The sequence below is a fragment of the Streptomyces sp. NPDC040622 genome, assembly GCF_055593965.1.
Window position 1 is genome coordinate 782,142 of sequence record NZ_JBVIXD010000001.1, and the last position, 24,545, is coordinate 806,686.

Sequence of the window (24,545 nt, forward strand, 5' to 3'; positions counted from 1 at the left end):
CGCTCACCTGCTCACAGTTCGTGGCCGAGATCGGCCGCAAGGCGCCGTACCAGGTCGTACGCCGCGTCGGGAATCACCGTGCCGGGCGGGAACACCGCCGTGGCGCCCGCCTCGTGCAGGGCCTCGACGTCCTGCGGCGGGATGACCCCGCCCACGACGATCATGATGTCGTCGCGGCCCTCGGCGGCGAGCTCCTCGCGCAGCGCGGGCACCAGGGTGAGGTGACCCGCGGCCAGCGACGAGACGCCCACGATGTGCACGTCCGCCTCGACGGCCTGCCGCGCCACCTCGGCCGGGGTCTGGAACAGCGGGCCGACGTCCACGTCGAAGCCCAGGTCGGCGAAGGCCGATGCGATCACCTTCTGGCCGCGGTCATGGCCGTCCTGGCCCATCTTGGCGACCAGGATGCGCGGCCTGCGCCCCTCGGCCTCGTCGAACGCGTCCACCAGAGTGCGCGTCCGTTCGACGGACGGGGACTGGCCTGCTTCGGTGCGGTACACACCGGAGATCGTACGGATCTGGCCCGCGTGCCGCCCGTACACGCTCTCCAGTGCGTCGGAGATCTCACCCACCGTGGCCTTCGCGCGGGCCGCGTCCACCGCGAGGGCCAGCAGGTTGCCCTCCAGGCCCTGGCCGGGACCGCGCTGGGCCGCCGAGGTGAGGGCGCGCAGGGCGTCCTGGCAGGCCGTCTCGTCGCGCTCCGCGCGCAGCCGCTTCAGCTTGGCGATCTGCTGGGCGCGCACCGAGGAGTTGTCGACCTTCAGGACCTCGATCTGCTCGTCGGTGTCCACCCGGTACTTGTTGACCCCGATGACCGGCTGGCGCCCCGAGTCGATGCGGGCCTGCGTGCGTGCCGCGGCCTCCTCGACGCGCAGCTTCGGGATGCCGGCGTCGATGGCCTGGGCCATGCCGCCCGCCGCCTCGACCTCCTCGATGTGCTGCCAGGCACGGCGTGCCAGGTCGTACGTCAGCTTCTCGACGTAGGCACTGCCGCCCCACGGGTCGATCGTGCGGGTCGTGCCCGACTCCTGCTGGATCAGGAGCTGGGTGTTGCGGGCGATGCGGGCGGAGAAGTCGGTCGGCAGGGCGAGTGCCTCGTCGAGGGCGTTGGTGTGCAGGGACTGGGTGTGTCCCTGCGTCGCCGCCATCGCCTCGACACAGGTGCGCGTGACGTTGTTGAACACGTCCTGCGCGGTGAGCGACCAGCCCGACGTCTGCGAATGGGTGCGCAGCGAGAGGGACTTGGCGTTCTTCGGGTCGAACTGCTTGACGAGCTTCGCCCACAGCAGGCGTGCCGCGCGGAGCTTGGCGACCTCCATGAAGAAGTTCATGCCGATCGCCCAGAAGAAGGAGAGCCGCGGAGCGAACGCGTCGACGTCCAGTCCGGCCTCCTGGCCCGCCCGCAGATACTCGACGCCGTCGGCCAGCGTGTACGCCAGCTCCAGGTCGGCCGTCGCGCCCGCCTCCTGGATGTGATAGCCCGAGATGGAGATCGAGTTGTAGCGCGGCATCTTCTGCGAGGTGTACGCGAAGATGTCGGAGATGATCCGCATCGAGGGCTTCGGCGGATAGATGTAGGTGTTGCGGACCATGAACTCCTTGAGGATGTCGTTCTGAATGGTCCCGGCCAACTTCTCCGGCGGTACGCCCTGTTCCTCGGCGGCCACGATGTACAGCGCGAGGACGGGCAGCACGGCGCCGTTCATCGTCATCGACACCGTCATCTTGTCCAGCGGGATGCCGTCGAAGAGCTGCCGCATGTCGTAGATGGAGTCGATGGCGACGCCCGCCATGCCGACGTCGCCGGTCACGCGCGGGTGGTCGCTGTCGTACCCGCGGTGTGTGGGCAGGTCGAAGGCGACCGACAGGCCCTTCTGGCCGGCCGCGAGGTTGCGCCGGTAGAAGGCGTTGGACTCCTCGGCGGTGGAGAAGCCCGCGTACTGCCGGATCGTCCACGGCTGGTTCACGTACATCGTCGGGTAGGGGCCGCGCAGGTACGGCGCGACGCCCGGGTACGTCCCGAGGAAGTCGAGGCCCTCCAGGTCGGCCCCGGTGTACAGGGGCTTGACCGCGATGCCCTCGGGTGTCTCCCAGAGCAGATCGCTCTCGGACCGGCCGGTGGTCTCCTTCACGGCGGTCCGCCACTGCTCGTGCGAACCTTCGGAGCCCCGGGCGGCGGCCAGGTCGATCGAGGAGAAGTCGGGGATGCGCATTACGCCACTCCCATGCGGTCGAGGGTGGAGGAGAGCACGTCGACGGCGTCGCAGCCCGCGAAGACGTACGCGTCGACACCGGCGTACTCCCCACGCCCGGCGAGGAACACGTGCCGGGCGCCCGCCGCCTTGAGGGCCTGTGCGACCGCTTCGGCCTGCTCGGCGTAGAGCGCGTCGCCGGAGCACAGACACGCCACCGTCGCACCGCTGGCCAGGAACGCCTCGGCGGCCGTTCCGGGGTCCACCGTCGCCGGGTCGTGCACCGCTTCGATGCCGCCCGCCTGGAAGAGGTTGGAGGCGAAGGTGGCCCGCGCGGTGTGCGCGGCGGCGGGGCCGAGCGCGGCGAGGAACACCCGCGGGCGTTCCCCGGTCGCGGCGAGGTGCGCGTCCGAGCGGGCGCGCAGTTCCTCGTAGGCCTCGTCGCGCCGCACCCGCGGCAGCCCGCCGCCCGGCGCTGCCGGGTGGGCGTCGCGCTCCACCGTGCGCTCGGCGAGCTGCGGGAACTCGCTGACACCGGTGATGGGTTCGCGGCGCCTGGCGAGCTTCTTGCTCCGCTCGGCCCAGGTGGCCGCGAGGCGTTCGTCGATCAGCCCGGAACGCAGGGCCGCCGCCTGGCCGCCCGCCCGCTCGATCTCCTGGAAGAACGCCCAGGCGGCCTGCGCGAGTTCGTCGGTGAGCCGCTCCACGTACCAGGAGCCGCCCGCCGGGTCGATCACCCGGGCCAGATGCGACTCGTCGATCAGGATCGTCGAGGTGTTGCGGGCGATCCGGCGTGCGAACGCGTCGGGCAGGCCCAGCGAGTGGTCGAACGGCAGGACGGTGACGGAATCGGCGCCGCCGACCCCCGCGGCCATGCAGGCCACCGTCGTGCGCAGCATGTTCACCCACGGGTCGCGGCGCGTCATCATCACCGCGGACGTGACCGCGTGCTGCCGCTGCGCGCCGGCGGCGGGAGCGCCGCACGCCTCGGCGACCCGCGCCCAAAGACGGCGTGCGGCACGCAGCTTGGCGATGGTCAGAAACTGGTCGGCGGTCGCCGCGTAGCGGAACTCCAGCTGCGCGCACGCCTCTTCGACCGGGAGTCCGGCCGCGGTCAGGTCCCGCAGGTGGGCGACGCCGGTGGCGAGGGAGGCGCCGAGCTCCTGAGCCGCGGAGCCGCCTGCCTCGTGGTAGGGCAGCGCGTCCACGGAGAGGGCGCGCAGACCCGGATACTCGGCCGCGCACAGCCGGGCGAGCTCCACGGCCTCCGCCGGGTCCAACGCCTCGCCGGTGCGGGCCTCGTGGCCGAGCACGTCCGCGCCGAGCGTGCCGCGCGCCGCCTCCTTGGCCACGCCGGCCGCCTCGTACTGGGCGAACAAGGCACGGGCGGCGGGGGCGAATTGGGCGCCCGCGTCGAGCGCGACGGGCGCGAGGTCGAGATAGACGCCCTTGAGCGCCTCCGCCAGACCGGTGACCGGGATGCCGTTCGCACCCACGCCCAGCCAGACCGAGGTGACGCCGTTCTCCAGGTCGCCGAGCACGGCCTCATTCGTCCGGGCGGGGTCGGTGCCCGCGTGCCGCTGCCGCACGTCCCAGCCCGTGGCCGCGGTGCCCCCGGCCGTGCCGCCCCGTACGAACGGGGCGAAACCGGGATGTCCGACATCGGGGCCGGAGTCGCGGGACGTGTACAGCGGGCGGGTGATGAGCCCGTCCTCGAGAGCGGTGGACAGCGCTTCCTCTGCGGCCGTGCCCGATACGTCCTTACCCGATTTGCGCAACACGCCTTCCACCAGGCGCTGCCACTGCTCATGGGTCGCATCAGGGAACTCGGCGGCCAGCGGAAGCCCGTCGTCAGGCAGGACCGTCATGCCCTGATGCTAGGGCGCAACCCCTGGCACGCGGTGCCATCAAGGGCTGTGACCTTGCCCTCTTCCGATCGCTCTTGATCTCGAACGAGCGGAAGGCTAGGGACGGCCAGGGTCCTGGAGCCTGCCGCGCTCCTCCCGCCGCCCCCTCAGGCGGGGACGCTCGCGGTGGTCCGGGGGCGGGCGACGGGCTGCCCGGTGACGTACTGGACGTACTCGCGCTGGAGCCGGAAACCGGCCGTCCAGGCCAGCAGGCGGCTGGGGCGGTTGTCGCGTCCGCAGGACCAGCTCGCGGTGCGGCCGCGCGCGGCGATGTCCGCGCACAGGCGGGTCACGCAGGCGAGGGCGAGGCGCTCGCGGCGGCGCTCGGGCGCGGTGAGCACGGCCACGTCCTCGTACGTCTGCCCGGTGAAGTAGCTGCACGCCACGGCGGCGACCCGCCCGTCGCGGTCCACCGCCGCCCAGCCGTGCCCGGAGGCCGCGAGACCTTCCGGTCCGCCCCAGCTGTCGTGGATCCAGGAGGAGTCGGGGGAGAGCTCGGTGAGCGCGGGGGCGTCACCGGGCGTCAGCGGGCGGACGGTCACGCCCCGCGGCGGACGGGGCGGGTCCACCGGCTCACGGTGGACGTACACCATGCGTTCGGCCGGTACGAGCCGGTCGAAGGCGGCGCCGAGCACCGGCAGGAAGCGGGACGGGGCCTCGACGTGGCTGTGCGCGAACGGGGCGAGCAGGTCCGGCGCGACACTGCCCGGGTCGCCGCGCAGCAGCACGTGTCCCGCGCAGGAGACCGCCACGGCCCGCGGGTCCAGGGCACGGTCGGCCCACCAGTGACCGACGCCGGTGGTGGTGACGTGCGCGGGCAGGGAGTCCGGCCCGGGCGCTTCGGGGCCGAACCAGCGGGGCACGGTGGGCAGGTGGTGCGGGGGAAGCTGAATCATCGGGCGCTCCTGCGGAGTGAGACCTTCGAGTGAAACGGGTGCGCCGGTCGGCCGGGCCGTGACCCGGGGGCCGGCAGCTTCCGCGCCGGGTTCCCGCTCCGCGGGACATCCAACTGTGCCGAGCGCGCTTGCTCAAGAGCGCCTCGCCCGGATTGACGCGGCGCTGATGGGCACTGGTGAACGGACGGGCCGCGCGTCGGCATCGCGTCAAGGCTCGGCGGACTCACGTCAACATCGCGTCATGGAGGGTCGGTTGGCACGGCGTGCCGGGCATAACGTCACCGTATGCCGCAGGTTCCCGATCCTGCCGGAGACGCCCGTTTCCTCGGCTTCACCGGTACTTCCTGATCCGCGGCACCCATTTTTCGGCTTTTCTGCTCTCTCCCCGGAGGAACCCCATGGCAGAGCTCGCGTACGGCGAGGACCCCGAGCCTTGTGAACCCGGCCCGGCCGGACCGCTGTTCGTCCCCGTCCGGCCGGGACCCGCGGGCTGCGTGGCCCGCCTGTTCCGCACACCCGTCGGCGGGCGCACCGCCGTTGCCTTCACCACCCCGCAGCGCCTGAGCGCCGCCCTCGGCTCCCGGCAGCCGTGGATCAGGCTCGCCGAACCGGCGCTGCGGTCCCTCACCGAGCCGCTCGGCGTCCGCGCGGTCACCGTCGACCCGCGGTTCGCCGCGCACCCCGTCGGCCCGCCGCCGCTCCGGCCCGCCGAACGGACGGCCGCACGTCTGCGTGCGTGGGACCCGCGCACGGTGGGCGCGCCGCGGATGGCCGGTACGGGCGCCTTGGCGGGCGCCCTGACCTCGTGGATCGGCTGAGGCCGAGGCGAAGGGAGAAGGACGATCATGACCACCCTGCACGTACCCCCGTTCCCGCCACCGGCACCCGCCGCACCGGCAGTCCCCTCCGCACCGGCAGCCCTCACCGCATCGGCCGACCCAGCCAACCCCGAGGCGCCCGCCGCACCCCGCACCCCCGCCGCACCCCGCACCCCCGCCGACACCGCACTCCGGCCGCCCGACGAGGAACTCTCCGTCTGGCCCAGCTCCACCGCGCGGCTCGCCCACGGCGACCTCTCCGTCGGCGGTGTGGCGCTCACCGAGATCGCCGAGCGCTTCGGCACGCCCGCCTATCTCTACGACGAGAGTGACGTGCGCGCCCGCTGCCGCACGTACCGGCACGCCTTCCCCGACGCCGAAGTCCTCTACGCGGCCAAGGCGTTCCTCTGCCGTGCCATGGCGCACTGGGTCCAGGAGGAGGGGCTGGGCCTGGACGTGTGCTCGGCCGGTGAGCTGGAGCTCGCCGTCACCACCGGCTTCCCCGCGGAGCGCATCGTGCTGCACGGCAACGCGAAGAGCCCGCACGACCTGTCGACCGCCCTGCGCCTCGGAGTGGGCCGGATCGTCATCGACAGCGCCTCCGAGATCGCCCGCCTCGCCGTGGCCGTGCCACCGGGCAGCCGGCAGAAGGTCCTGGTCCGCGTGGTGCCCGGCATCGCGGCAGGCGGGCACGCCAAGATCCGGACCGGCACCGACGACCAGAAGTTCGGCCTGTCCCTCACGGACGGCTCCGCGCAGCACGCGGTCGCCCGCATCCTGGGGCAGCCGACGCTCGAACTGGCGGGCCTGCACTGCCATCTGGGCTCCCAGATCACCACGGAGAAGCCCTTCCTCGCCGCGGTGCGCCGCATGGTCGGCCTGATGGCCCGGATCAAGGACCAGCACGGGGTCACGCTCCCCGAACTGGACCTCGGCGGCGGCCACGGCATCGCCTACCGTCCCGGTGAGGAGGAGCTCGACATCCCCGCGCTCGCCCGCAAGGTCCGCGCCGCACTGGACGAGAGCTGCGCGGCCGCGGGACTGCGGGTGCCACGCCTGATCGTCGAACCGGGGCGCGCCGTCGCGGGACCCGCGGGCGTGGCGCTCTACCGGGTCCTCGCGGTCAAGCGCACTGGCGGGAAGACGTTCGTCGCCGTGGACGGCGGGATGAGCGACAACCCGCGGCCCGCCCTGTACGGCGTGCGGTACGAGCCGCGCCTGGTCGGGCGGCGCTCCGCGGCCGGACCCGCGCCGGTCACGGTCGTGGGCCGGCACTGCGAGGCGGGTGACGTCCTCGCCCCGGACGTCCCGCTGCCCGGCGACGTACGGCCGGGTGATCTGCTCGCCGTCCCGGTCGCGGGCGCCTACCACCTGTCGATGGCCTCCGGCTACAACCTCGTGGGCCGCCCGCCCGTCGTCGCGGTCGCCGACGGCCACGCGAGGCTGCTCGTGCGCCGCGAATCCCTCGACGACGTCCGGCGCCGGGACGTCGGGCTGTAGCCGGCCCGCGTGACGGCCCCGGGGCAGTGCGCCCCGGGGCCGTCCGTTCGCCGCGCGGTGACCGGCTGTGTCGCGACTGCTAGAGGATGGCGCCCGGCGTGTAGGCGGCGGCCTCGGGGTGCTCCTTGAGCAGCGCCTCGATCTGCGCGAGCACCGCGGCGACCTGGTCGCTCGCGGCACCGGTGAAGGAGAGCTTGTCGGCCATCAGCTCGTCGAGCTGCGCGCGGTCCAGCGGGATGCGGGAGTCCGCGGCGAGCTTGTCGAGCAGCTCGTTGCGCTCGGCGCCCTGCTCCCGCATGGCGAGCGCGGAGGCGACCGCGTTCTCCTTGATGGCCTCGTGGGCCTCCTCGCGGCCGACGCCCGCGCGCACCGAGGCCATCAGGACCTTGGTGGTGGCGAGGAAGGGGAGGTAGCGGTCCAGCTCGCGCGCCACGACCGCGGGGAAGGCGCCGAACTCGTCGAGGACGGTCAGGAACGTCTCCAGCAGGCCGTCGAGCGCGAAGAACGCGTCGGGCAGCGCGACACGGCGTACGACGGAGCAGGAGACGTCGCCCTCGTTCCACTGGTCGCCCGCCAGCTCGCCGGTCATCGAGGCGTAGCCGCGCAGGATGACGGTGAGGCCGTTGACGCGCTCGCAGGAGCGGGTGTTCATCTTGTGCGGCATCGCGGACGAGCCGACCTGGCCCGGCTTGAAGCCCTCGGTGACCAGCTCGTGGCCCGCCATCAGGCGGACCGTCTTGGCCACCGACGAGGGCGCCGCGGCGACCTGCACCAAGGCGGTCACGACGTCGTAGTCGAGTGAGCGCGGGTAGACCTGACCGACCGAGGTGAAGGCCGACTCGAAGCCGAGGTGCGAGGCGATGCGCTGCTCCAGGCCGGCCAGCTTCGCGGCGTCGCCGCCGAGCAGGTCGAGCATGTCCTGGGCGGTGCCGACCGGGCCCTTGATGCCGCGCAGCGGGTAACGGGCGATGAGCTCGTCCAGACGGCGGAAGGCGACGAGAAGCTCGTCGGCGCCGGTCGCGAAGCGCTTGCCCAGCGTGGTCGCCTGGGCGGCGACGTTGTGCGAGCGGCCGGCCATGACCAGTTCCGCGTACTCGCCGGCGAGCTTGCCGAGCCGGGCCAGGACCGCGACCGTGCGGTTGCGGACGAGCTCCAGGGAGAGCCGGATCTGCAGCTGCTCCACGTTCTCGGTCAGGTCGCGCGAGGTCATGCCCTTGTGGACGTGCTCGTGGCCGGCGAGGGCGTTGAACTCTTCGATGCGGGCCTTCACGTCGTGGCGCGTGACCTTCTCGCGCTCGGCGATCGAGGCCAGGTCGACCTGGTCGAGAACGCGCTCGTAGTCGGCGATGGCGGCGTCGGGAACCTCGATCCCGAGGTCCTTCTGCGCGCGCAGCACGGCGAGCCAGAGCTGACGCTCCAGCTTCACCTTCTGCTCGGGCGACCAGAGGGTGGCGAGCTCGGCGGAGGCATAACGTCCGGCGAGGACGTTCGGGATACGGGGCTTTGCGGGCGCGGCAGTCACGTGTACGGATTCTACTGGGCGTTCCTGCAGGCCAGCGCCACGCCCCCGTTCGTCGGAAAGTACGAGAGCGGGCGGCCGGGGACCCCCTAGGAGAGCGGGCCGTCGTAGGGCAGCAGGTCGGGGCGCTTGGGGGCGCGGCCGTCACCGGAGGAGCGGCCGGTGAGGCGGCGGCCGATCCACGGGCCGAGGTACTGCTTGGCGAACCGGGCGTCGGCGACGCGGCGCACGGCCCAGCCCGGCGGTACGGCGGCGGGCAGCGGGCTCTGCCAGTCGTCCTGCGGCTCGTGTCCGAGGGCCTGCCAGACGGCCTCGGCGATCCTGCGGTGGCCCTCGGCCGTGGGGTGCAGGCGGTCGACGTCCCACATGCGCTGGTCGCCGAGGACGGCCGCGCCGTACAGGTCCACGACGATGGCGTCGTGCCGTGCCGCCAGCACCTCGACGTGTGCGTAGAGCTCCTCCATGCGCGGCCGGAACCGGTGCAGCACCGGACCGTTGCGGCCGGGGCTGCGCATGAGGACGAGCTGCTTGCAGGAGGGGGCGAGGCGCTCGACGGCCTCTTCGAGCAGGTCGCGGACGCGGCTCATGTCGCACTTGGGGCGCAGCGTGTCGTTGAGGCCGCCCACCAGGGTGACCACGTCGGCCCGCATCGCCGCCGCGAGGTCCACCTGCTCGTCGACGATCTGGCCGATGAGCTTCCCGCGGACCGCGAGGTTCGCGTAGCGGAAGCCGGGGCTCTGCGCCGCCATCCGGCCGGCGAGGAGGTCGGCCCAGCCGCGGTAGCTTCCGTCGGGGAGCAGGTCCGACATGCCCTCGGTGAAAGAGTCGCCCACCGCGACAAGACTGGTGTAGTTGGCATTTATCTGCATGGCGAAAGTGATCGTAACCCGCCGGGGCGCACGGTGCGTGGGGGTCTGCCGCCGTCAGCCGGCGTCGGGGCCGGTGAGGTGATCCACCACCGTCTCGCCGACGCCCGCGAACGCCTCGATCTGCGCCGGGGTCAGCAGGTCGATGAAGTGTCTGCGTACGGAGTCCACGTGCAGCGGCGCCGCGGCCTCGATCGTGCGCAGCCCTTTGTCCGTCAGGACGACCACCGCACCCCTGCCGTCCGTCGCGCACTCCTCGCGCACCACGAGGCCGCGCTGCTGCATGCGGGCCAGATGGTGGGAGAGGCGGCTGCGGGACCAGAGCATGCGGTGCGCGAGCTCGCTGACGCGACGGCGGTGGTCGGGGCTTGCGCCGAGGTTGGAGAGCACGTCGTAGTCGGGCTCGGACAGGCCGCTCTGCCGGTTGAGGTCGCGCGACAGCTGGGCGGTGAGCAGCAGCGACATGCGGCGGTAGGCCTGCCATGCGCGCTGTTCCTGGTCGGTCAGCCAGCGGGGTTCCTGGGGCACGGGCCCACCGTAGCGAAGGTTTGGTTGACATGTCACTCACCTTGCTCTTACCGTGATGAGTGAGATGAGTGACACGTCAATCACCTGGATGGCGCTCCTTCGAGGACCACGTCACGAAGGAGCACGTCACCCGGGCACGTCATCGGGAGTCGCGGTGTTGGCACGGTCGCTGAGTCTGCTGTCCGGGCTCGTCCTGTTCGGTGTGAGCGTCGCGCTCATGGTCGTCGCCGACCTCGGTCTGCCCTCGTGGGACGCCCTGCACCAGGGCGTGGCACGCACCACCGGGCTGCCCTTCGGCTGGGTGGTGAACATCGTGGGCGCGCTGGTGCTCCTCGCCTGGATCCCGCTGCGGGTCCGCCCGGGCATCGGCACCCTCTGCAACATCGTGGTCGTCGGCCTCACCGCCGACGCCGCCCTCGCCCTGCTGCCCGAGCCCGACGCCCTCGCCGTCCGCATACCGCTGCTCCTCGCGGGCATCGGGCTCAACGCCCTGGCCACCGGGCTCTACATCGGCGCGGGCCTCGGCCCGGGCCCGCGCGACGGCCTGATGACCGGCCTCGCCCGCCGGGGCATCTCCATCCGTCTGGCGCGCACCGCGATCGAGGTGGGCGTGCTGGCCGTGGGCTGGCTGCTCGGCGGCACGATCGGCATCGGTACGGTGCTGTTCGCCGTGGCGATAGGCCCCCTCACCCAGCCGGCGATCCGCCGCTTCACCCTCTCGTCCCCCGGGCCCGCCGAGAGTCCCGCCGGGCCCGAACGCGAGACCACCACCCGATAGTTCACCGCTCCGCAGACGTCACCGTCCGGTGGACGTCACCACCCGCAAAGGATCAGCACGATGCCTCGTCTGTACGTCGTCTCCGCCAGCACCCGCCCCACTTCCGCGGGCCGCCCGCTGGCCGCCTGGGTCACCGGGCTCGCCGCCGCGCGCGACGAGTTCGACACCACGCTCATCGATCTCGGCGAGGTCGGCCTGCCGTTCTTCGACGAGCCCGAGCACCCCTCCGAGGGCCGCTACGTCCACCAGCACACCAAGGACTGGAGCGCGACCGTCGCGGCCGCCGACTGCTTCGTCTTCGTGATGCCGATGTACAACGGCGGCTTCAGCGCGCCCCTGAAGAACGCGATCGACTACCTGCACCAGGAGTGGCAGGGCAAGCCGGTGGGCCTGATCAGCTACAGCGCGGGCACCTCCGGCGGTGCCCCGGCCGTCGAGATGATCCAGCCGGTCCTCCAGCGCGTGGGCCTGCGCGCCGCGCGCCGGAGCCTGTCGATCCCCGGCATCGAGGACCGCACCGGCCAGGACGGCCGCTTCGTGGCCAGTGCCGAGCTGGCCGCGCAGGCCGGTGACGTGCTCGACGACGTCGCGCTGCTGACCGCCGGTGAACCGGCCGCCGTCTGAGCCGTCACCGCTCGGTCCGCCGCGCCCCGTCGCCCGGGGCGCGGCGGATCTGTGCAGCGCGTCGCCTCGGCGGTATGTCATAGGCACGCCGTCGTCACGAGAGAGCGAGCCCGCCATGTGGACCGCAGCTTTCTGGAAGGCCACCGCGGAACGCGTGATCCGCACGTTCGCACAGGCGCTGGCCGCCGTCCTGGTCGCCGGGGCGACCAGCCTGCTGGACGTGGAGTGGGGCGCGGCCTTCGCGACGGCGGGGCTGGCCGCGGTCCTCGCGGTCCTGACGGCGATCGGCGCCTCGGAGGCCGGGGCGAAGGGCCCGGGCATCACCGAACAGCCGACCGCGAAGGCGGGCGCGGGCAAGCCGGTGCTGTGAGCGGGCCCGGCCCGCCGCCGAGAGGCGGTCGGCCGGGCCCGCTCGGCCCGTCGCACCGGCCGGCGGAACAGCTTCCGTCACACCGGCTGGCCGAACAGCTCCCGCAGCACGTCCTCCATCGTGACCATGCCGGCGAGCCGGCCGTCCGAGCCGAGCACCGCGGCCACGTGGGTACGGCTGCCGCGCATCGCGGTCAGCACGTCGTCCAGCGGCGTCGTCTCGCGCACCTGGGCGATCTTGCGCATGTCAGGCACCCGGAAGGGCAGGTCCCGCGGCGTCCGGTCCAGGGCGTCCTTGACGTGCAGGTAGCCGACGATGCGGCGGCCGTCGTCGACCACGGGGAAGCGGGAGAACCCGGACTCGGCCGAGAGCTGCTCGAGGCGTTCGGGGGTGACGCCCACGCGCGCGTAGACCACGTCCTCCAACGGCAGGACGACGTCCCTGACCGGACGCCGGCCCAGTTCGAGCGCGTCGTGCAGCCGCTCCTGCGCCCGGTCGTCGATCAGGCCCGCGTCACCGGAGTCCTTGACCATGCGGGCGAGTTCGTCGTCCGAGAAGCTCGCCGACACCTCGTCCTTCGCCTCGACGTGCAACAGCTTCAGAAGGCCGTTGGCGAACGCGTTGATCGCGAAGATCACCGGGCGCAGCGCCCGTGCGAGCGCCACCAGCGGCGGTCCGAGCAGCAGCGCCGAACGCACCGGCTCCGCCAGCGCGATGTTCTTCGGGATCATCTCGCCGAGCAGCATGTGCAGATAGGTCGCCACGACCAGCGCGATGACGAACGAGATCGGGTGGACCAGGCCGTGCGGCACGCCCACCGAGTCGAACACCGGTTCCAGGAGGTGCGCGATGGCCGGCTCCGCGACGATGCCGAGGACGAGGGTGCACAGCGTGATGCCCAGTTGGGCCGCCGCGAGCAGCGCCGACACGTGCTTCAGGCCCCACAGCACGCTCTTGGCGCGCCGGTCGCCCTCTTCCGCGTACGGCTCGATCTGGCTGCGGCGCACGGAGATGATCGCGAACTCCGCGCCCACGAAGAAGGCGTTGACGACGAGCGTCGCCAGGCCGATCAGCAGCTGGACGGCGGTCATCGGGCGTCCTCCTTGTGGTCGTCAGCGTCGTCGCCGTCCTCGGCATGCAGCGGGGCGTGCAGCATGACGCGGGCGGCACGCCGCCCCGCGGCGTCCACCACGTCCAGGCGCCAGCCGGCCACCTCGACGCCGTCACCGACGGCGGGGATGCGGCCGAGCTCGGTCGCGACGAGGCCGGCGAGCGTCTCGTAGGGCCCGTCGGGGGCCCGCAGGCCCACCCGCGCGAGCTGGTCGGTGCGCGCCGAGCCGTCGGCGGAGTACAGGACCCTGCCGTCGTCGTCGGTGCCCGCGGCGGCGATGTCGGGCGTCTCGTGCGGGTCGTGCTCGTCCCGCACCTCGCCGACGACCTCCTCGACGATGTCCTCGAGCGTCGCGACTCCCGCGGTACCCCCGTACTCGTCGATGACCACGGCCATCGTGCGCTTGCCGGAGAGCCGGTCCATGAGCCGGTCGACGGTGAGCGTCTCGGGCACGAGCAGCGGCTCCCGCATCAGCTCGGCGACGGACACGCGCTGCCTGAGCTCGGCCGGTACGGCGAGCACGTCCTTGATGTGGGCCACACCGACGACGGTGTCGAGATTCCCGCGGTACACCGGGAAGCGGGACAGACCCGTGGCGCGCGTGGCGTTCGCGACGTCCTCGCAGGTGGCGTGCGTTTCCAGGGCCATCACCTGGACGCGCGGCGTCATGACGTTCTCCGCGGTCAGGTCGGCGAGGTTCAGGGTGCGTACGAACAGTTCGGCGGTGTCCGCCTCCAGCGCGCCCTCCTTGGCGGAGTGCCGGGCCAGGGCCACCAGCTCCTTGGGGCCGCGCGCGGAGGCGAGCTCCTCGGCCGGCTCGATGCCGAAACGGCGTACGGAACGGTTCGCGGTGTTGTTCAGATGGGCGATGAACGGCCGGAACGCGGCACTGAACAGGCGCTGGGGCGTCGCCACCCGCTTGGCCACGGCGAGCGGCGAGGAGATCGCCCAGTTCTTGGGGACCAGCTCGCCGACGACCATCAGGAAGACCGTGGAGAGGGCCGTGCCGATCACCAGGGCCACGGAGGAGGCCGCGGAGCGGGGCACGCCCAGGTCGCGCAGCGGCCCCGCGATCAGCTTGGCGATGGAGGACTCGGAGAGCATGCCCACCACCAGGTTGGTGACGGTGATGCCCAGCTGGGCCCCGGAGAGCTGGAAGGTGAGGTTCTTGACGGCTTTGAGGGCACCGGCGGCGCCGCGGTCGCCGCGCTCGACGGCGCGTTCCACCTCGCTGCGCTCGACCGTCGTGAGGGAGAACTCCGCGGCGACGAAGACGCCGCACGCCAGGCAGAGCAGCACCGCCACGAGGAGCAGGAGCACTTCGGTCATCGGGTCACCTCCGTCCCATGATCGGGCAGGGGCGGGAGGAATGCGCGATGTCGGGTACTGGGAGGCTCGCCCATGGGCGGACGCTCACACCTTTCAGTTGTGTACGAGTGGTACGTCCATGGTAAAGGATCAGCAAAGCCCCTCGAACCCCTGTCGGGGCGGGGGCTCGGCCGGATCGGACACCCGGACGTGCGGTCCACCGCATGAGTGGCCCGCTCGTGGAGTTTCAATCCGTGCGGGGCTTCAATCCGCGAGGGGCTTCACCCAGCGGCTCCACTGTGGTTCGGGAGCGTAGCCCGCCGAGCGCCAGGCGTGCTGGGCGAGGTCGTTGCGGTCGAGGACCATCGCGTCGCCCCGCCGCCCGCCGAGCCGCACGAACCGCTCCTCCGCGGCGGCGAGCAGCGCGGCGCCCACACCGCGACGGCGCTGGTCCGGACGGACGGCGAGACGGTAGAGGTGGCAGCGCCACCCGTCGAAACCCGCGATCACCGTGCCGACGAGCTCCCCGGCACGCTCGGCGAGGATCAGCGCCTCGGGGTCGCGGGTGACGAGGCGCTCCACCCCGGCGCGGTCGTCGCTGATGCTCGTGCCCTCGGCGGCCTCCTTCCAGAAGGCCAGTACCTTGTCGAGATCACCGAGATCACCGAGGTCACCGGGCGCCGCGGCCCGTATACGAAGATCGTCCATGCGGGCATCCCATCACCGGCTGGCACCCGGTCGCGCACGATTTCCAGCATGCGGACGGCGGGGGAGCGGTGGCCCTCAGCTGCCGGCCAGCTCCTCGATCACGGGGCCGAACGTCTCCATGGCGGGCTCCAGGACGGTGAGGTACGAGAAGCCGTACCGCTCCCGCTGTGCGCGCAGCTGCTCGGCCATCTGGCGGACCGTGCCGATGAGGAGGACGGGCAGGCCGAGCGCCTCGTCCTCGGTGAGGTGCGGGACGAGCCCGAGGGACGGACGGACGGCGGCCCGCCGGTCCCGGGTCACCTGGACCAGCTGGATCAGCAGGTTCAGCTCGGCCGGTTCGGTGCGCTGGGCGGCGAACCGCCGGTACGCGGCGACGCGCTCGTCCAGACGTCCGGCCGTCAGGACGGACAGCTTGCCGTCCGCGTCCCCCGGTACCAACCGCGCGCCGGTGAACGCCGCGATGTCCGCGTGCTCGGCGGCCAGTTCCAGCATCCGGTCGCCGTTGCCGCCGATCAGGAGCGGCGGGCGGGGGCGCCGCAGCGGCTGCGGCTGATGCTCGCCGGAGTCGAACAGCCGGTCCAACTCCGTGACGGTGCGCCGCAGATGCTCCACACGCGCACCGGGCGACCCCCAGGGCAGGCCGGCCGCCTCGTGCTCCGCCCTGACATAGCCCGTGCCGAGGCCCAGTTCGAGGCGGCCGTCGGTGAGGGCGTCCGTCGTGGCCACCTCGCGGGCGAGCAGCGCCGGGTTCCAGAATCCGGCGTTCAGCACGAACGTGCCGACCTTCGGGCGCCGCGTGGCCTCGGCGGCGGCGACGAGCGCCGGGAACGGCGCGGGCGCGCCGAGATGGTCGGGGACCAGGATCACGTCGTAGCCGAGAGCCTCCGCCCTGCGGCACTTCTCGCGCCACTCGCCCCCCGCCGACGGGGTGATCATGCTGACGCCGAAGCGGAACGGCCGTGTCATGAGCTCTCCTTGCGTCTGCGTCACGTGGCTCGCCAAAAGGGTCGGTCCCTCACTCGTGCGCGATGGCCGCCAGTACGTTCATGCGCGAGGCGCGGAGCGCGGGCAGCAGCGCCGCCGCGAGCCCGACGACCACGGAACCGATCACCACCGCCACGATCGTCGTCCAGGGGAACGCCAGCTCCTTCATGCCCTGCAGGGCCAGGACCTGCTGCACGGCGACGCCCCAGACGAGACCGAGCGCGAGGCCGAGCAGCGCCCCGAACACCGCGATCACCACCGACTCCAGGCGGATCATCCGGCGCAGCTGGCGCCGGCCGAGGCCGATGGCGCGCAACAGCCCGATCTCCCGGGTGCGCTCCACGACGGAGAGGGCGAGGGTGTTGACCACGCCGAGGACCGCGATGACGATCGCGAGGCCGAGGAGCGCGTAGACGAGGTAGAGCATCACGGCGATCTGCTGGCGGATCAGCTCCTTGTAGTCGGCCTGGTCGCGCACCTGGACCTGCGGATAGGGGTCCAGGGTCTTCTCCAGGCTGTCGCGCAGGGTGCCGGTGTCCGTGCCCGCGGCCGCGTTGACGTACAGCGCGGAGTCCTGGCCGCCCGGCACGTACTTCTCTACCGTGGCGAAGCCCATGAAGAGCCCGCCCTCGACACCGAAGCCCTCCGCGGAGTCCTGGTCGGTGAGCGCGCCGACCGTCAGCCTCGTCCCGCGCCCGCCGGGGAAGGTCGCGGACACCGCGTCGCCGAGGCGCACCGCGTGCTTCTCCGCGAACGTCTTGTCCATGCCGATCCGGCCCGCCGCCAGCGCGGCACGCGAACTGCCCCGCGCGTACACGACCTTGGCGACGTCGTCGAGGCGCGGATCGTAGCCCGCGGCGGTCGTCTTGACGTTCTTGCCGTCGGGCAGCGCCAGCCGGATGGGCGTGAAGCGCTGGCGAACGACGAGGCCCGCGCCCTCGGTGTCCTTCACCTTCCCGGTGATCTCCGGGGAGAAGGGCATGAAGTTGCTGTTCTGCACGACGAAGTCCGCACCCAGCGTCCGGTCGATCTGCCGGTCGAACGACTTCGTCATCGACGCGCTGGCCACCGAGAGACCGCCGACCAGGGCGAGGCCGACCATCAGCGCGGCGGCCGTGGCACCCGTGCGGCGCGGGTTGCGCAGCGCGTTGCGCTGGCTCATCCGGCCGACCGAGCCGAAGACCGCGGGGAACGCGCCGCCGAGGACCCGGATGACCGGGCGCACCAGGAGGGGGCCCGCGATGACCGTGGCGATCAGGGTCAGGACGATGCCGAGCCCGAGCAGGGACGCGGCGGACGAGGTCTTGTCCGAGGCGGCGCAGCCCACCAGCGCGGCGGCGCCGGCCGCCCCGACGACCGCCCCGGCCGCGGCCCGCACCTTCAACGGCCGCCCCACACCGGCGATCTCCGCGTCGGCGAGCGCAGCCATCGGGGAGACGTGAGCGGCCCGCCGGGCCGGGAGGTACGCGGCGACGAACGTGACCCCGACGCCGACGACGTACGAGGCGACGGGCGTCGCCCACCCGACGACCATCTCCGTGGACTTCAGGTTCATGCCGAGCAGACCCATCAGCCGGATCAGGCCGAGCGCCAGGCCGATGCCGACCGCGAGGCCGAGCGTCGAGCCGACCAGGCCGAGCAGCAGCGCCTCGACGAGCACCGAACGGCGCACCTGTTTGCGGTCGGCGCCGAGCGCGCGCAGCAGCCCCAGCTCGCGGGTGCGCTGCGCGATGAGCATCGAGAAGGTGTTGACGATCAGGAAGACGCCGACGAGCACGGCGACCCCGGCGAAGCCGAGCATCACGTACTTGATGACGTCCAGGAAGCCGCCGAGTTCCGACGCGGCGGACTCGGCCTGCTCGTCGGCGGTCTTCAGGTCGTACCCGGAGCCCAGTGCCGCGGCGATCCGGCGCTTGAGCGTCGTGTCGCCGATGCCGTCGTCGGCGGTCACCGAGATGCTGGTCGCCGCGTCCTGCGCGCCCAGGAGTTCGCGCTGGGCGGCCGGGGTGTCCAGGAAGACGAGGGCCGCGCCGGGATTCGTGGTGGTGAACGTCGCGATGCCGACGACCTCGACCTTGAACGAGCCGGGACGTGCGAGGACGGTGAGGGTGTCGCCGATCCCGACGTTCTTCTTGTCGGCCGTGTCCGCGTCGATCATCGCCTGTCCGGCGCCGCGCGGGGCGTGGCCGGAGGTGAGCTCCACGGGACTGCGGTCGGTGGGGTACCAGTTGATGGCGATGGTGGGCGCGCCGGTCGTCGGCCCCACGGACTCGTTGTCGCGGTCGACGATGGTGATGTTCTCCACGCGCACGTCGACGTGCGCGTCCTTGACCCCCGCGACCCGGGTGACCCGCTCATCGAGGCCCGCGGGCACCGTCGGCGTCTGTCCGGATGGCAGGGCCTCGTCGAGGTCCTCCTTCGGCTCGACCGACACGTCGGCCGAGGTGGAGGCGAAGAGGCGGTCGAAGGTGCGGGTCACCGTGTCCGAGAAGATCAGGCTGCCCGCGACGAACGCGACCGAGAGGATGACGGCAAGCGCGGAGAGCACGAGGCGGCCCTTGTGCGCGAGGAAGCTTCTGAGTGTCGCCTTCAGCACCGCGGCCCCCGGTTCAACTCTGCTCGGCCGGACCGTCGAGGGGCGCGCCGGCGCCCGGCGCCATCGCGTGCAGGGCGTCGAACCGTTTCATGCGTTCGAGGACCAGGTCGGCCGTCGGCCGTTCCATGTCGTCCACGATCCGCCCGTCGCCGAGGAAGACCACCAGGTCGGAGTGGGCGGCGGCGCTCGGGTCGTGGGTCACCATCACCACGGTCTGGCCGAGCTGGTCCACCGCCTCGCGCAGGAATCCGAGGACTTCGAGCCCGGCGCGCGAGTCGAGGTTGCCCGTCGGCTCGTCGGCGAAGATCAGCTCGGGCTTGGCGGCGAGCGCCCGCGCGCAGGCCACCCGCTGCTGCTGCCCGCCGGACAGCTGCGCGGGCCGGTGCCCCAGACGGTCCCGCAGACCCAGCGTGTCGATCACGTGCTCCAGCCAGGCGCGGTCAGGCCGCTGCCCCGCGATGTCCATCGGGAGGGTCATGTTCTCCAGGGCGTTGAGCGTCGGGATGAGGTTGAAGGACTGGAACATGAAGCCGATCCGGTCGCGCCGCAGCCGGGTCAGTTCGCGCTCCTTGAGCCCGGTGATCTCCGTGTCGCCGAGCCACACCTGTCCCGCCGAGACGCTGTCGAGCCCGGCCAGGCAGTGCATCAGGGTGGACTTCCCCGAGCCGGACGGGCCCATTACGGCCGTGAAGCGCTCGCGCGCGATGTCCACGTCGACCGAGTCGAGGGCGAGCACGGTCGTCTCGCCGGTGCCGTACGCCTTGGTGAGGCCGCGGGCGCGCGCGGCGATTCCGGCGGGCCCCGGGCGGCCCGAGAACGGTGCCGAAGCAGGTGCGGACAACGCGGCCTCCTGGGTTGTGGCCGTTCCAACTCCCGTAACCCCGCCGAGAGTAGTGGGGCTCCCCGGGTGTCCGGTATCCCTCCGAGGTCGCGCCCCGAGACACATGTAAGGGGCAAGGTCCTGGCGCCCTTGTCGTGCTAGCACCCGGGCGCTAGCTTGACGGTATGGCGAAGACTCAGCTGAACGTACGGGTGGACGAGGACACCGCCCGGGCCGCGCGGGAGCGAGCCCTGGCCCGAGGCATGAGCGTGAACCGCTACATCGAGGAACTGGTGAAACAGGACGCGGGCGAAGTGGGCCACACCTTCGTCGAGGCCGCCGCGGACTTCATGAAGCAGTACGAGTCCGTCTTCGCCGAGGAGTTCGGCACCGAGCACGAGGGCCGCCGCCCGGTGCCTGAAGGTCGTCGCTGAGCCCTTGAACCTCAGAATCGACCTTGCCTGGCTCCTGATGGTCGCCGAACACAAGACGCCCGGAGACCCCCAGGTCACCGACTGGGGCGCGCTCGTCGCCGCCGTGAGCAGACACGAGGCGGAGATATTCGGGACGCCCGTCTACGAGACCCCGCACGACCGCGCCGCCGCGCTCCTGCAGGTCCTGCTCCACATCCCCGCGCTCGAACGCTCGAACGCGCTCTTCGCCGTCTCCGTCGCGTACGCCTATCTCGTCTCCAGCGGCCTGAAGGTCGTCACCTCGCCCGAACAGGTGCGCGATCTCGCCCGCCTGGTCAAGGAGGACGGCGTGAGTGTGCAGGCCATCGCGGACCAGCTGCGCCAGTGGAGCCTGTGAGTCCGCGTCCGGTCCGGGGCGGAGCGGGCCGGCGACGGGCGCGTGGTGTCGGTCAGGACGTGACGGGGCGGCGTGCCGCGCCCAGCACGCAGTACGAGGACGGCAGGCGCGGCCCCTTCGCGGGCACCAGGAACCGCCGGTGCGCGCCGACCTCGAAGCCCGCCCCGCGCAGGGCCTGGAGCGGGTCCCGTGCGACGTGACAACCGCCGAACAGCGGCGGCCACACCGTGCGGTCCAGGACGCGCTGGGTGATCGCCATCAGCCTCCCCGGCGCCCGCCCGTGTTCGAAGAACCGCAGCTCACCGCCGGGCCGCAGCACCCTGCGCAGCTCACCGACGGCCCGCGGCACGTCGCGCACGCTGCACAGCACGAGTGAGACGACGGCCGCGTCGAACGCCTCGCTCTTGACGGGCAGCGCCTCCGCGGCCCCCGGCACCACGTCGACCGGCACGTCCGCGCGCAGGGCGGCGTCCACCGCCAGGCGCCGCAGGAGGCGCTCCGGCTCGATCGCCACGACCTCGGAGACCGTGCCCGGATAGTGCGCGAAGTTGAGGCCGTTGCCCGCGCCGACCTCGATGACCCGACCGGAGAGACCGGCGAGGAGCTCCCTGCGACGGCCGCCGATCACGGGCTCGGCGGCCACGCTGTGCCGGGCGTAGAAACGGGCGAAGACGGGGTGGTGCACGGCGTCCCGGGGCACGGGCTTGGCGGAGCGAGGCGACATGGGCCCTCCTCGGCGGAGCGAGTGGATACCGCCATGGTGCCCCGGGGGGCGTCGTTCCCCTCACCCTCGGGGCGGTTCACTTCGGGGGGCGGGCTCCACCGGTCAGCCGGCCGGAGCGTCGCCGCCCCGGCCGGCCGCGCACGGAAGCGGTGCCGATCAGCGCTCGGCCGTACCGCTCGCTCCCCAGGCCGCGGGCGCCTCACGCGCCGCGAACGCCGCTCCGTCCCACGTGCCGCCGAGCTCCGGGCCCAGCCAACTCCCGGCCGCCGCACGGAACTCGGACTCCGCCAGCGATCCCGCGCCGGCCGGGACCGCACCGAGGAGGTCCGCGCCCGCCGCGTCCGGCAGGTCCGCGAGGTTGCAGCGCGAGGCCAGGTCGGGAGCCGTGGGCCAGCTGCCGACGACGACGCCCAGCTGACGCACGCCGCGCGCCCGCAGCGCCTCCGCCGTCAGCGCCGTCGTGTTGAGGGTGCCGAGGCCCGCCGGAGCGACCACGAGGACCGGCGCGTCGAGCATTCCCGCGACGTCCGCCAGCGTGGCGCCGTCGTCGTCGAGGCGTACGAGCAGGCCGCCCGCGCCCTCGACGAGCACGAGGTCGTGCTCCGCCGCCAGCTTCTCCGCCGCGTCGGCCGCGTCCCGGGGGCGCACCGGCGCCAGGCCGGCCCGGCGCGCGGCGGTGTTGGGCGCCAACGGCTCCGGGAACCGCGCGAGTTCCCGTGTCGTGACACCGTCACCCGCGAGCCGGGCCACCTCCTGCACGTCGCCGGGATCGCCGGGCGCTACCCCGGTCTGCGTGGCCTTGAGCACGGCGACGCTGCGCCCCGCCGCGAGCGCGACCGAGGCCACGGCCGCCGTCGTCACCGTCTTGCCGATCTCCGTGCCCGTCCCGGACACCACGATCACTGTCATGTCAGCCCTCCCGCGCCGCGGCGCACACCGCGCGCCCGATCCGTGCCAGGTCGTCGTCGCCGGTGATGAACGGCGGCATCGTGTAGATCAGGTCGCGGAACGGTCTGACCCACACGCCCTCGCGCACCGCGGCCCGGGTCGCCGCCGCCATGTCCACGGGGTGGTCCAACTGGACCACCCCGATCGCCCCGAGGACGCGGACCTCCCGTACCGAGGGGTGATCGGTCACCTCGGCCAGGCCCTCCCGCAGACCCGACTCGATGCGCTTGACCTCGCTCTGCCAGTCCTGCCCGAGGAGCAGGTCGATCGAGGCCCCGGCCACCGCGGCGGCCAGCGGATTGCCCATGAACGTCGGCCCGTGCGCGAGGACGGGCACCTCGCCCCGCGAGATGCCCTCGGCGACCCGGGGCGTGCACAGCGTCGCAGCCAGCGACAGATAGCCGCCGGTCAGCGCCTTGCCCAGGCACATCACATCGGGCGTGACACCCGCGTGCTCCGCCGCGAACAGCGCACCCGTGCGGCCGAAGCCCGTCGCGATCTCGTCGAACACGAGCAGCACGTCGTGCGCGTCGCACGCCTCGCGCAGGACCCGCAGATAGGCGGGGGAGTGGAAGCGCATGCCGCCCGCGCCCTGCACCACGGGCTCGACGATCACAGCCGCGAGCTCATGGGCGTGGCGCCCGATCATGTCGTGCAGGTGCGTCGCGTACGTCTCCTCGTACGCCGTCGGCGGCGCGTCCGCGAACACCTGGCGGGGCAGGACGCCCTGCCAGAGCTCGTGCATGCCGCCGTCGGGGTCGCAGACGGCCATCGGCTGCCAGGTGTCCCCGTGGTAGCCGCCGCGCCAGGTCAGCACCCGCTGCTTCGCCGGCCGGCCAAGCGAGCGCCAGTACTGGAGGCACATCTTGAGCGAGACCTCGACGGCGACGGACCCGGAGTCGGAGAGGAAGACGTGTTCCAGCCCCTCGGGCGACATGTCGACAAGACGCTTCGCGAGCCGGACGGCGGGCTCGTGCGTGAGCCCGCCGAACATGACGTGGCTCATGCGGTCCAACTGGCCCCGCACCGCGTCGTTGAGCACCGGGTGGTTGTAGCCGTGGATCGCCGACCACCAGGACGACATGCCGTCGACCAGTTCGGTGCCGCCGTCCGCGAGACGCATCCGGACCCCGCTCGCGGACTCCACGACCAGCGGTTCCTGGCGACCCGGCATGGGTCCGTAGGGGTGCCAGACGTGCCGACGGTCGAGCGCGAGCAGATCGGAGGTGGACAGGTCAGGCATTGGGCGCCAGGTCCGTTCCCGTGCCCCGGCGACGTACCGCCACCAGGTCCGGCCGCGCCTCGCCGGGAACCGCCACCGGCTCGGCGGCGGGCTCGGCCGTGCCGCAGGGGCCGCCCTCGTGCGAGCCGCAGGCACCGCCCTCGTGCCCGCCGCAGCCGGTGCTTCCGTGCGAGCCGCAGCCACCCGCGGCGGCCGCCGCGCGCACGCGGTGCTCGGGCAGCGTCACCTGGTCCGCGCCCTCGACCTCGAAGCCGGCGTCCGCGATCATCTCCAGGTCGGTCTTGCCCGCCTGGCCCTCGCTGGTCAGGTAGTCGCCGAGGAAGATGGAGTTGGCGAGGTTCAGCGCGAGGGGCTGCATCGAGCGCAGGTGGACCTCGCGGCCGCCCGCGATACGCACCTCCACGTCCGGGCAGACGAAGCGGACCATCGCGAGGATGCGCAGACAGCGCTGCGGCGTGAGGTTCCACTCCTTGGCCAGCGGCGTGCCCTCGAAGGGGATCAGGAAGTTCACCGGCACCGAGTCGGCGTCGAGTTCCCGCAGCGCGTACACGACGTCGACGAGGTCCTCGTCGCTCTCGCCCATGCCCGCGATCAGCCCCGAGCAGGCGGAAAGACCCGCCGAGTGCGCCTTCTGGACGGTGTCGACACGGTCCGCGTACGTGTGCGTCTTCGTGATGTCGGCGTACGTCGCCTCGGACGTGTTGAGGTTGTGGTTGTACGCGTCCGCGCCCGCGCCCCGCAGCCGTTCGGCCTGGCCGTCCGAGAGCAGTCCGAGGCAGGCGCACACCTCGACGCCCTCGTTCTCCTCCTTGACCGCCGCGATGGTCCGCGCCACCCGGTCGACGTCACGGTCCGTCGGACCGCGGCCGCTGGCCACCAGGCAGACCCGCTTGGCGCCGCCCGCGACCCCGGCCGCGGCGGCCTGCGAGGCCTCGTCGGGCTTCAGCCAGGTGTACTTGAGGATCTCCGCCTTGGATCCGAGGCGCTGCGAACAGTACGAGCAGTCCTCGGGGCACAGGCCCGACTTCAGGTTGACCAGATAGTTGAGTTTCACCCGTCGCCCGAACCACTGCCGCCGCACCTTCCCGGCGGCGGCCACTACGTCCAGGAGATCGTCGTCGGAAGTGGCCAGTACGGCCAGCGCCTCTTCACGGGTCGGCAGTTCGCGCCGAAGCCCCTTGTCCACCAGCGTGTTCAGCAGGTCCATGGCGCTGATCCTTACGCACCGCAGCCTTTCTGGCCAAGGAGACTTCGCACAACAGAAACGCTTTGAGGTGTGGGTATTGCCACACCCT

At 72.5% G+C, this 24,545-nt stretch carries 23 protein-coding genes; 7 read left to right on the forward strand and 16 right to left on the reverse strand.

Translation table 11 applies throughout. The features are described from left to right. Positions 1–11: 11 nt before the first annotated feature. The 3 genes from scpA to ACZ592_RS03415 all read right to left on the reverse strand — a co-directional run bounded on the left by scpA (position 12) and on the right by ACZ592_RS03415 (position 4,995). Positions 12–2,213: a methylmalonyl-CoA mutase gene (gene scpA, locus ACZ592_RS03405; protein WP_471579797.1), complete on the reverse strand. Its 2,202-nt coding sequence runs from the start codon at positions 2,211–2,213 to the stop codon at positions 12–14. Continuing rightward, a complete protein-coding gene (mutA, locus tag ACZ592_RS03410; protein WP_471579798.1) occupies positions 2,213–4,060 on the reverse strand; it encodes a methylmalonyl-CoA mutase small subunit in 1,848 nt (615 codons plus the stop codon). The genes scpA and mutA overlap by 1 nt, the downstream gene beginning before the upstream one ends. Positions 4,061–4,206: 146 nt before the next feature. Then, entirely contained in the window at positions 4,207–4,995 is a 789-nt protein-coding gene (locus ACZ592_RS03415) for a GNAT family N-acetyltransferase (RefSeq protein ID WP_471579799.1), read from the reverse strand. A 398-nt stretch (positions 4,996–5,393) separates the two neighbouring features. On the opposite strand from ACZ592_RS03415, the gene ACZ592_RS03420 reads away from it, so the two are divergent. Then, positions 5,394–5,813 carry an SAV_915 family protein gene (locus ACZ592_RS03420; protein WP_471579800.1) on the forward strand — a complete coding sequence of 140 codons (420 nt, stop codon included), beginning with the start codon at positions 5,394–5,396 and terminating at the stop codon, positions 5,811–5,813. Between the two features lie 27 nt (positions 5,814–5,840). Beyond that, complete coding sequence (lysA, locus tag ACZ592_RS03425; protein ID WP_471579801.1) at positions 5,841–7,313, forward strand: diaminopimelate decarboxylase; 1,473 nt, start codon at positions 5,841–5,843, stop codon at positions 7,311–7,313. Between the two features lie 79 nt (positions 7,314–7,392). On the opposite strand, the gene purB is transcribed toward lysA, so the two are convergent. The 3 genes from purB to ACZ592_RS03440 all read right to left on the reverse strand — a co-directional run bounded on the left by purB (position 7,393) and on the right by ACZ592_RS03440 (position 10,226). After that, complete coding sequence (gene purB, locus ACZ592_RS03430; RefSeq protein WP_471579802.1) at positions 7,393–8,835, reverse strand: adenylosuccinate lyase; 1,443 nt, start codon at positions 8,833–8,835, stop codon at positions 7,393–7,395. A gap of 86 nt (positions 8,836–8,921) precedes the next feature. Then, positions 8,922–9,701: an SGNH/GDSL hydrolase family protein gene (locus ACZ592_RS03435; RefSeq protein WP_471579803.1), complete on the reverse strand. Its 780-nt coding sequence runs from the start codon at positions 9,699–9,701 to the stop codon at positions 8,922–8,924. 54 nt (positions 9,702–9,755) lie between these two features. Further along, positions 9,756–10,226 (reverse strand): MarR family winged helix-turn-helix transcriptional regulator, encoded by a 471-nt coding sequence (locus tag ACZ592_RS03440; RefSeq protein WP_471579804.1) that lies wholly within the window; start codon positions 10,224–10,226, stop codon positions 9,756–9,758. Between the two features lie 88 nt (positions 10,227–10,314). On the opposite strand from ACZ592_RS03440, the gene yczE reads away from it, so the two are divergent. The 3 genes from yczE (at position 10,315) to ACZ592_RS03455 (ending at position 11,998) form a co-directional block, all read left to right on the forward strand. After that, the gene (gene yczE, locus ACZ592_RS03445; RefSeq protein ID WP_471580003.1) at positions 10,315–11,004 is read left to right on the forward strand and encodes a membrane protein YczE; all 690 of its coding nucleotides are present in this window, start codon (positions 10,315–10,317) and stop codon (positions 11,002–11,004) included. A gap of 60 nt (positions 11,005–11,064) precedes the next feature. After that, positions 11,065–11,628: an NADPH-dependent FMN reductase gene (locus ACZ592_RS03450; protein WP_471579805.1), complete on the forward strand. Its 564-nt coding sequence runs from the start codon at positions 11,065–11,067 to the stop codon at positions 11,626–11,628. Between the two features lie 115 nt (positions 11,629–11,743). Further along, positions 11,744–11,998: a holin gene (locus ACZ592_RS03455; protein WP_471579806.1), complete on the forward strand. Its 255-nt coding sequence runs from the start codon at positions 11,744–11,746 to the stop codon at positions 11,996–11,998. Positions 11,999–12,075: 77 nt separating this feature from the next. Here the strand turns inward: ACZ592_RS03455 and ACZ592_RS03460 are convergent, their stop codons facing one another. The 6 genes from ACZ592_RS03460 to ACZ592_RS03485 form a co-directional block, all read right to left on the reverse strand. After that, positions 12,076–13,089, reverse strand: a complete 1,014-nt coding sequence (locus ACZ592_RS03460; protein ID WP_471579807.1) for a hemolysin family protein — start codon at positions 13,087–13,089, stop codon at positions 12,076–12,078. After that, positions 13,086–14,438: a hemolysin family protein gene (locus ACZ592_RS03465; RefSeq protein WP_471579808.1), complete on the reverse strand. Its 1,353-nt coding sequence runs from the start codon at positions 14,436–14,438 to the stop codon at positions 13,086–13,088. The genes ACZ592_RS03460 and ACZ592_RS03465 overlap by 4 nt, the downstream gene beginning before the upstream one ends. A gap of 243 nt (positions 14,439–14,681) precedes the next feature. Continuing rightward, positions 14,682–15,125: a GNAT family N-acetyltransferase gene (locus ACZ592_RS03470; protein ID WP_471579809.1), complete on the reverse strand. Its 444-nt coding sequence runs from the start codon at positions 15,123–15,125 to the stop codon at positions 14,682–14,684. Positions 15,126–15,200: 75 nt separating this feature from the next. Then, positions 15,201–16,091, reverse strand: coding sequence for an LLM class F420-dependent oxidoreductase (locus ACZ592_RS03475; protein ID WP_471579810.1), 891 nt, complete (start codon positions 16,089–16,091; stop codon positions 15,201–15,203). 49 nt (positions 16,092–16,140) lie between these two features. Further along, entirely contained in the window at positions 16,141–18,705 is a 2,565-nt protein-coding gene (locus ACZ592_RS03480; protein ID WP_471579811.1) for an ABC transporter permease, read from the reverse strand. A gap of 13 nt (positions 18,706–18,718) precedes the next feature. Beyond that, entirely contained in the window at positions 18,719–19,546 is an 828-nt protein-coding gene (locus tag ACZ592_RS03485; RefSeq protein WP_471579812.1) for an ABC transporter ATP-binding protein, read from the reverse strand. Between the two features lie 164 nt (positions 19,547–19,710). On the opposite strand from ACZ592_RS03485, the gene ACZ592_RS03490 reads away from it, so the two are divergent. Both ACZ592_RS03490 and ACZ592_RS03495 read left to right on the forward strand, forming a co-directional pair. Then, complete coding sequence (locus ACZ592_RS03490; protein ID WP_471579813.1) at positions 19,711–19,959, forward strand: antitoxin; 249 nt, start codon at positions 19,711–19,713, stop codon at positions 19,957–19,959. 4 nt (positions 19,960–19,963) lie between these two features. After that, the gene (locus ACZ592_RS03495) at positions 19,964–20,335 is read left to right on the forward strand and encodes a fic family toxin-antitoxin system, toxin component (RefSeq protein ID WP_471579814.1); all 372 of its coding nucleotides are present in this window, start codon (positions 19,964–19,966) and stop codon (positions 20,333–20,335) included. A 52-nt stretch (positions 20,336–20,387) separates the two neighbouring features. Here ACZ592_RS03495 and ACZ592_RS03500 read toward each other — a convergent pair whose 3' ends face one another. The 4 genes from ACZ592_RS03500 to bioB form a co-directional block, all read right to left on the reverse strand. Further along, the gene (locus tag ACZ592_RS03500; RefSeq protein WP_471579815.1) at positions 20,388–21,059 is read right to left on the reverse strand and encodes a class I SAM-dependent methyltransferase; all 672 of its coding nucleotides are present in this window, start codon (positions 21,057–21,059) and stop codon (positions 20,388–20,390) included. A 156-nt stretch (positions 21,060–21,215) separates the two neighbouring features. Continuing rightward, a complete protein-coding gene (gene bioD / locus ACZ592_RS03505; RefSeq protein WP_471579816.1) occupies positions 21,216–21,968 on the reverse strand; it encodes a dethiobiotin synthase in 753 nt (250 codons plus the stop codon). A 1-nt stretch (position 21,969) separates the two neighbouring features. Next, entirely contained in the window at positions 21,970–23,250 is a 1,281-nt protein-coding gene (locus tag ACZ592_RS03510; protein ID WP_471579817.1) for an adenosylmethionine--8-amino-7-oxononanoate transaminase, read from the reverse strand. Beyond that, on the reverse strand, positions 23,243–24,457 hold the full coding sequence (gene bioB, locus ACZ592_RS03515; RefSeq protein WP_471579818.1) for a biotin synthase BioB: 1,215 nt from the start codon (positions 24,455–24,457) through the stop codon (positions 23,243–23,245). The genes ACZ592_RS03510 and bioB overlap by 8 nt, the downstream gene beginning before the upstream one ends. Positions 24,458–24,545: the final 88 nt, after the last annotated feature.